We start from the raw sequence: 6,931 nt of genomic DNA on the forward strand, positions 1-6,931 counted from the left end.
AAAGTTATGCGTCTATGTTATGAACAATTTGAGAGGAAAAAGCTATAGTATTTCTGGTGTTGCTGAATTGAAGTATGAATGTACGATTGTTTGGTTCTGGTCAAGCCCCCTAAATCCCCCAATTTTGGGGGACTTTTAGAGTTTTATTCCCCCCAATTTTGGCTTGCTCGGGGGGCAAAATCATACCCAGAATCAGCAACGACGTATTTCTTTAATCTATGAGGTATAGTTCCAACTGTTCTTTATTCCCTATTCTCTCCTATAATAACAAAAATGACTATATTTCCCCACGACCAATTTGCCAAACAATATTTAGAAGAATTACTATCAAGTATTGGGGAAGTAAAAGCACCCCGTGAAGTTCGAGGAGAGGTCCGACAAATAGATGTTTGGTTTTCACCCCAACCACAACTTCAAGGAAATCCACAAGAATTAGGATTATTAGGTCGCTTGGCTACAACTTCAGCTTTATTTGAACCTTATCGTAATCCTGTAACCCCTGATGAAATTGATAGTTGTCTTCTCAAATTACTGGAAGTTAAAGGAGAAATTAAACGGGAAGCTAACCGAAATAAAACTCGTATTTCTATGGATGATTATCCGAAATTATGGATATTAACTCCTACAGCTTCTCAGAAAATATTAGATGGATTTAGAGCTACTTTAGATGAAGAAAACTGGTGTTCGGGAATTTACTTTTTAGGAGAATATTTCCGCACAGCAATAGTAGTGATTCATCAATTACCAAAAACTCCAGAAACCATGTGGCTGAGAATATTAGGTAAGGACAAAGTTCAGTCTCAAGCCATTGATGAATTAGAAGCATTACCCAAAGATAATATCCATCGTGAAAATGCTTTATTGTTATTAGCAGATTTGCTGAGTAATATAGAAGTAAATCCAGATAAAGATCCAGAAGATAGGGAGTTAATTATGAGATTATCACCACTTTTTTCCCAACGTTTAGAAGAGGCGACTCAGTCGGGAAGACAAGAAGGAAGACAAGAAGAACGTCGAGAAATGCTCGAAAGCTTACTTGTGTTTCGCTTTGGAGAATTGGATAGCCAACTAGAGGTAATTATTCAACAGATTATGGAGTTGCCAAAAGAAGATTATTCCAGGCTAATTTTACAGTTACCTAGTTTATCTCGTGACGAACTATTAGCTAGATTTGGAGGAGAAAATTGATTAAATTATCACCACTTTTTTCCCAACGTTTAGAAGAGGCTACTCAGTCGGGAGTCCAACGAGGAGTACAACAAGGTGTACAACAAATGCTCGAAAACTTACTTGTATTTCGCTTTGGCCAATTAGATAACCAGCTAGAGGTAATTATTGAACAGATTATGGAGTTGCCAAAAGAAGATTTGAACAGGCTAATTTTACAGTTATCTAACTTATCTCGTGACGAATTATTAGCTAGATTTGGACAAGAAAATTAATGAAATTATAGTAAGCATTCATTAGTTGATTTACTTGTGGGAATTTTGGAAACCTGAAAGTAGGGGCGTTAGCGGCAGCTTTGCGTTAGCAAATGGCCATTTGACCCTACAACATTTCAATTATTAATGTTTTTAAGATGAAAAAAAATAGTGATTCTGTTCCCCGTCTGGATCTAGCACCACAATTGAAGCGTCCTCTCTCTATTTGGAATCCTTTGGATTATTTGCGGCTATTGTATTGGGTGTTTTTCTTTCCACAGGCGTTGCGGTGGTATGTGGAAAATTATGGGGGGGGAGAAGGTTTCGCGGAACAAAAAACCTGGCAAAGCAGGCTAGAATTTCTGCGTCAGCATCCTAACCAGTTGAAATTATGCTTTCAGGGATTGATTTTGACTGTTTGTGTTCTCTGCTTATTTTGTATATTGCTGGAGCAAATAGGCTTTACGATTGATTGGTCTGGCGTGGTGTGGGGCGTGGTGTGGGGCGTGGCGTGGGGCGTGGTGGTCGGCGTGGTGGTCGGCATGGCGGGAGGCGTGGCGGGAGGCGTGGCGGTCGGCATGGCGGGAAGCATGGCGGGAGGCGTGGCGATTTTGCATCCAGAAAACTGGTTAATTGGCGTACCACTCAACTTAATCTCAATTCAGAGTAATTTTCTCTTACCTAGAATCACCCCTATTCCTTTACCCTTACTAACAACTCGCTTAAAATTTTGGTTGAGAAAAGATTGGCAACTAGGTCTAGAAAACATCGATCAACTTTTAAGATATAGCCTACAGTTTATTCCGGTAGTTAACGCTATTAATCAGGTGCTAGCAGAAATTCCCCCAGAATACATAATTTATCAAATTTCTCAGCTAGCAGAAAATCCCTATGATTGGAAACTTGTAAAATTTGCCTCTGCATCTCTAGCAAAAGAGTTCGCAGTCTTATCAGCACCGACTCGCTTAGACACTCCATCCCGTTCAATAGTTGCAGGTTTCTGCCATCTCCACGAAAAAGAACCCGAAGAAGCAACAGCAGCATTTGAGAAAGTACGCTCTCTGGACTACGGCGAGGAAATGTTTCTACTAGCTCAAGCCCTAACTCAATTTCGAGCAGCAGAATATCCTATTATGATTGCCGAAATACAAATTCCCAACTTTCCACCCAAACCTCATCTACGCCCTACCACCTGGGAAATACTCAAGGGTTTGTGTCGCGTTGTTGAAAATACGCAACTTGTTGTAAAAGCAACCTCAAGAGCAGCTCGTGTATTTGCCCTTGTCACAGCTATAGGTCAATTAACAGAAATCCTAGATAATGCCGATAGACTTCCTCAAGCAGAACAAGATTTAATTGTCGATATTGCTCAAAATTGGAAAAAAGCTTTAGACAGCATTGCCAAAAAGACCGGAGATACATCTATTACTAAACCTATAGAAAATCCCTATGTCATTGGCGATCCAGTAGAGGGTGACTTATTTGTAGGTAGGGAAGATACTATGAGAAAGCTTGAGGAACTGTGGGTTAGAAATTCTCACAAGCAGTCAGTTGTTCTCTACGGTCATCGTCGCATGGGAAAAACATCAATTCTACGGAATGTTGCCAAATCTTCTGGTGCAAATGTTCAAGTTGTTTATGTCAACCTCCAAGGTTTAGGAGGTATTTCCGAGGGAATGGGTGAAGTATTTTTAGCAATTAGTGATGAAATTTCAGATGCTATTAACCTTCCCCCACCGGACATAGACAAACTCCTGAGACTTCCCCAACGAACCTTTAAACTCTACTTAAAACAGGCAATTCAAAAATTAGAGAACAAAGGCTTAATTATTGCCCTCGATGAATTTGAAGAAATAGAAAATCTAATTAAGGCACAACAACTCCCCCCTAACTTTATGAAAGTATTACGGGGGTTCGTGCAGATGAGTCCGAAAATTGCCTTTGCCTTCGCCGGTTTGCATACTCTTGAAGAAATGACAGAAGATTACTTTCAGCCATTTTTTGCCAGCGTAATTCCCATCCGTGTCGGTTTTTTGAATAGAGCAACAACCAGACAACTCCTTGCCAACCCAAACCCAGACTTCCTGCTCACCTACGAACCAGAAGCAATGGACCGCATTTACGACCTAACATTCGGACAACCCTACCTAGTACAACTACTGGGATTTTTACTCGTCCGTCGCTACAACGACCAAATGTTTGAGCAGGGAAAACCACGAGAGTCAGTTTTTACCGTTGCAGATGTGGAAGCCATTATTCGTCAAAATGAACTATTCCAGAATGGGCGTTATTATTTCACAGGAGTTTGGGGTCAAGCGGCTCAAGATGCACCGGGACAGCAAGATATTCTTAGAGCTTTAGCTGACTATCCAGAAGGTTGTAGTCGTGCCACTATCCAGGAAATTACAGGTTTAGAAGAAAGTATATTAAATGATGCTCTTGAAACTCTTGCTCGCCACGATGTCATTATGGAAACCGAGGGAAATTTGCGGTTTGCAGTGGAATTATTTCGGCGTTGGGTAGTGGGGAATAGGGGGTAGAGTGTAAGGAGGGTGGGGAGATGGGGAGAGCTATAAAGATTTGGCAATGACGCTCAGATGGAACTTTTTAGGACTTACACACTGACAATAAATATAGGGCTTTGTGCGTTACGCTACCGCTAACACACCCTACCAATAGCGTTCATGCGTAAGTCCTGAATTATAGCAATGTGCGCTGGCATATTTACAAATTTCAGGAACTGTCCAATAGCTAAAAGCCTCATATTATCAACTTTTTATTCCCCCTGTTGCCTGTTGCCTGTTGCCTGTTGCCTGCGCGCAGCGCTATACTAAAAATCTAAGCGATCGCTCCGCCAATATGCTCTAACTAATTTAATTTCATTATAATTATAACGTTCTTGTAAATATTCATAAATAGGTTTTAATGCTCCATCTCCTACTTCTTCTATTGCAGCAATAATTTTTTCCTGATGTTCGGGTGTTACTAATTTATCAATATCTACTGGTTGCTCTTTTTCTATTAATTCGGCTAAATGACCAGTAACAGTACCAGAACTTATTCCTCTTTGATTAGCAATAGCATCAATACTTAATCCTTGTTTATGCAATTCTAATGTTTCTATTTGAGTAAAAGAAGGAACATTATCTACAACTTTTGCTAATTCTCGAATAGGTTCTGAATTACTAGGTAAACCATTCTCGGCACAATAATTTCTAATAGCTTGAATAAACTTTTTGCCATACTTCTCTTGTTTCCGACTACCTACTCCAGAAATATTCATAAATTCATCTAAAGTTTGAGGTCGTTTCTGTGCCATTTGTTGTAAAGTTGTATCTGGAAATACCACATAAGGAGCTACCATTTGTTCATCAGCAATTCGTTTCCGTAATGCCCGCAATTCTTCAAATAATCGTTGTTCATCTGCGGCTAAAGAAGTAGTAGTTTTTTCGATTTTACGTTTCTTTTCTATGGCAATTTCTACCTTTTTTCTTCGCCCCATTACATCCCAACTATTTTGATTAAGTTTCAACACCGAATAACCATCAGTTGTTTCTTCCATTAAACCTTGATGTAAGAGAGATTTTGCTAAGTGTTTCCATTCATCAGTACTTCTATCTTTACCAATAGCATAAGTAGAAAGTTGGTCATGTTTTTTATCTAAAACTTTCTGACTTTTAGAACCTCTTAAAACATCAATAATATGAGTCATCCCAAACCGTTCTTTAGTTCTCGCCACACAAGACAAAAACTTCATTGCTTCAATCGTCCAATCTTCTATTGGTTTGGGATATTTACAATTATCACAGTTTCCACAATTTTCGGGCAAATCTTCACCAAAATAGCCTAATAAAATGCGGTGGCGACATTCAGTAGCATCAGCATAATCAAGAATTCTTCTTAACTGTTGATAACCAATTCTTTGTTCTTGTTCATCAACTTTTTGAGCGATTAAATATTCAATACTTTTCTTATCGCCATAACTAAAAAATAGAGTACATTTAGCAGGTTCTCCATCTCGACCTGCTCTCCCAGTTTCTTGATAATAACTCTCGATATTTTTAGGCAGATCGTAATGAATTACAAATCTAACATCTGGCTTATTAATACCCATACCAAAAGCCACAGTTGCCACGATTACATCAATATCATCTCGGATAAATTTAGTTTGATTAATAGCTCTTTCCTCATCATCCATTCCAGCATGATAAGGTAATGCAGATACACGATTTTGTCGTAATTTATAAGCAATTTCATCAACTTTTTTTCGACTATTACAATAGACTATTCCAGAACCACCAATTTTTCTAATTATCTGCAATGTTTCAGCAAAAGTATTTTTAGCACTACTTTTTTGGCGGACTTCATAATATAAATTTGAACGGAAAAAACTAGCAATATGAATATAAGGTTGTTGTAAATTTAATTGAGCAATAATATCTCCCCGGACTCGTTTTGTTGCTGTGGCAGTTAAAGCCATCATCGGCACATCTGGATAACTTTCTCGTAACATTTGTAACTGTCGATATTCCGGGCGAAAATCATGACCCCACTCTGAAACACAGTGAGCTTCATCTATGGCAAAAGTAGAGATACCTTGTTGAGCATTAATTAACTCTAGAAATGGTAAAAATCTCTCTGACAATAATCTCTCTGGAGCAACATATAAAAGCTTGATTTTGCCCTGCATAATATCTGTTTCTCGTTTGCGAGTTTCTGTCATTCCAAGACTGCTATTTAAAAATGTCGCAGCAATACCATTATCTTGTAAACTTGCTACTTGGTCTTGCATCAAAGAAATGAGAGGAGATACTACTATTGTTAAGCCTGGTTTGAGTAATGCTGGTAATTGAAAACATAAAGATTTTCCTCCACCAGTAGGCATAACAATTAGCATATCTTTTTGTTGAAGTGCTGTTTCAATAATTTGTTTTTGCCCTGGGCGAAATGAATCATAACCAAAGTAATTTTTTAGATGTTTTTCTAAAGATGGTTGATTAAGTTTTGTTTGGTTTTGCACCGACATAGTTTTAATGAAGTCAGAAGTTAGAAGTCAGAAGTCAGAAGTTATTTTTGTAACGTGGATTTGAGCAACGCTCCAAAAATATTTCACCTTAAAAGGCAGGGTTTTAGACCCAATTATTTTGATAATTAATTTAATAATTTATTATATTGTAGGTTGGGTTAAGCGCCAGTGCAACCCAACAAAAAAATGTTAAATTAATTTTGCATAGGTACTTAAACTTTGAGGAAATTGCTGGGAATTCCTGCAAAAGATATTTTTCATCAGCTTGTTAAAACTGCTCTTGAGAATCAGGGTTGGATAATAACTCACCGAATAATTAAGGTTTGAAGGCTCTCCTTTAAAGGAGAAACAAGAAAAAAATTTCCTTTTAGCCAATCCTCTTCTTTTCAAGGAAAGGTAATTATTAATTATTAATTATTAATTATTGAAGACCCTTATCGTATCGATCTAGGATTTGTTGATTTTTATATTGATTTAGGTGCAG

The 6,931-nt window shown here is 38.0% G+C and carries 5 protein-coding genes; 4 read left to right on the forward strand and 1 reads right to left on the reverse strand.

Annotated features, from left to right (window positions below; all coding sequences use genetic code 11):
• Nucleotides 1–273: 273 nt before the first annotated feature.
• From AC3DU7_RS20430 to AC3DU7_RS20440, 3 genes are all read left to right on the forward strand, one after another.
• Entirely contained in the window at nt 274–1,188 is a 915-nt protein-coding gene (locus tag AC3DU7_RS20430) for a hypothetical protein (RefSeq protein ID WP_488041142.1), read from the forward strand.
• Complete coding sequence (locus AC3DU7_RS20435) at nt 1,185–1,442, forward strand: hypothetical protein (RefSeq protein ID WP_488041143.1); 258 nt, start codon at nt 1,185–1,187, stop codon at nt 1,440–1,442. Before AC3DU7_RS20430 ends, AC3DU7_RS20435 begins: the two co-directional genes overlap by 4 nt.
• 137 nt (nt 1,443–1,579) lie before the next feature.
• Entirely contained in the window at nt 1,580–3,961 is a 2,382-nt protein-coding gene (locus AC3DU7_RS20440) for an AAA family ATPase (protein WP_488041144.1), read from the forward strand.
• A gap of 290 nt (nt 3,962–4,251) precedes the next feature.
• On the opposite strand, the gene recQ is transcribed toward AC3DU7_RS20440, so the two are convergent.
• Nucleotides 4,252–6,447, reverse strand: a complete 2,196-nt coding sequence (recQ, locus tag AC3DU7_RS20445) for a DNA helicase RecQ (RefSeq protein ID WP_488041145.1) — start codon at nt 6,445–6,447, stop codon at nt 4,252–4,254.
• Nucleotides 6,448–6,675: 228 nt separating this feature from the next.
• Here recQ and AC3DU7_RS20450 point away from each other — a divergent pair, with 228 nt between their 5' ends.
• On the forward strand, nt 6,676–6,774 hold the full coding sequence (locus AC3DU7_RS20450) for an element excision factor XisH family protein (protein WP_488041146.1): 99 nt from the start codon (nt 6,676–6,678) through the stop codon (nt 6,772–6,774).
• Nucleotides 6,775–6,931: the final 157 nt, after the last annotated feature.

Source organism: Okeania sp. (assembly GCF_983059655.1).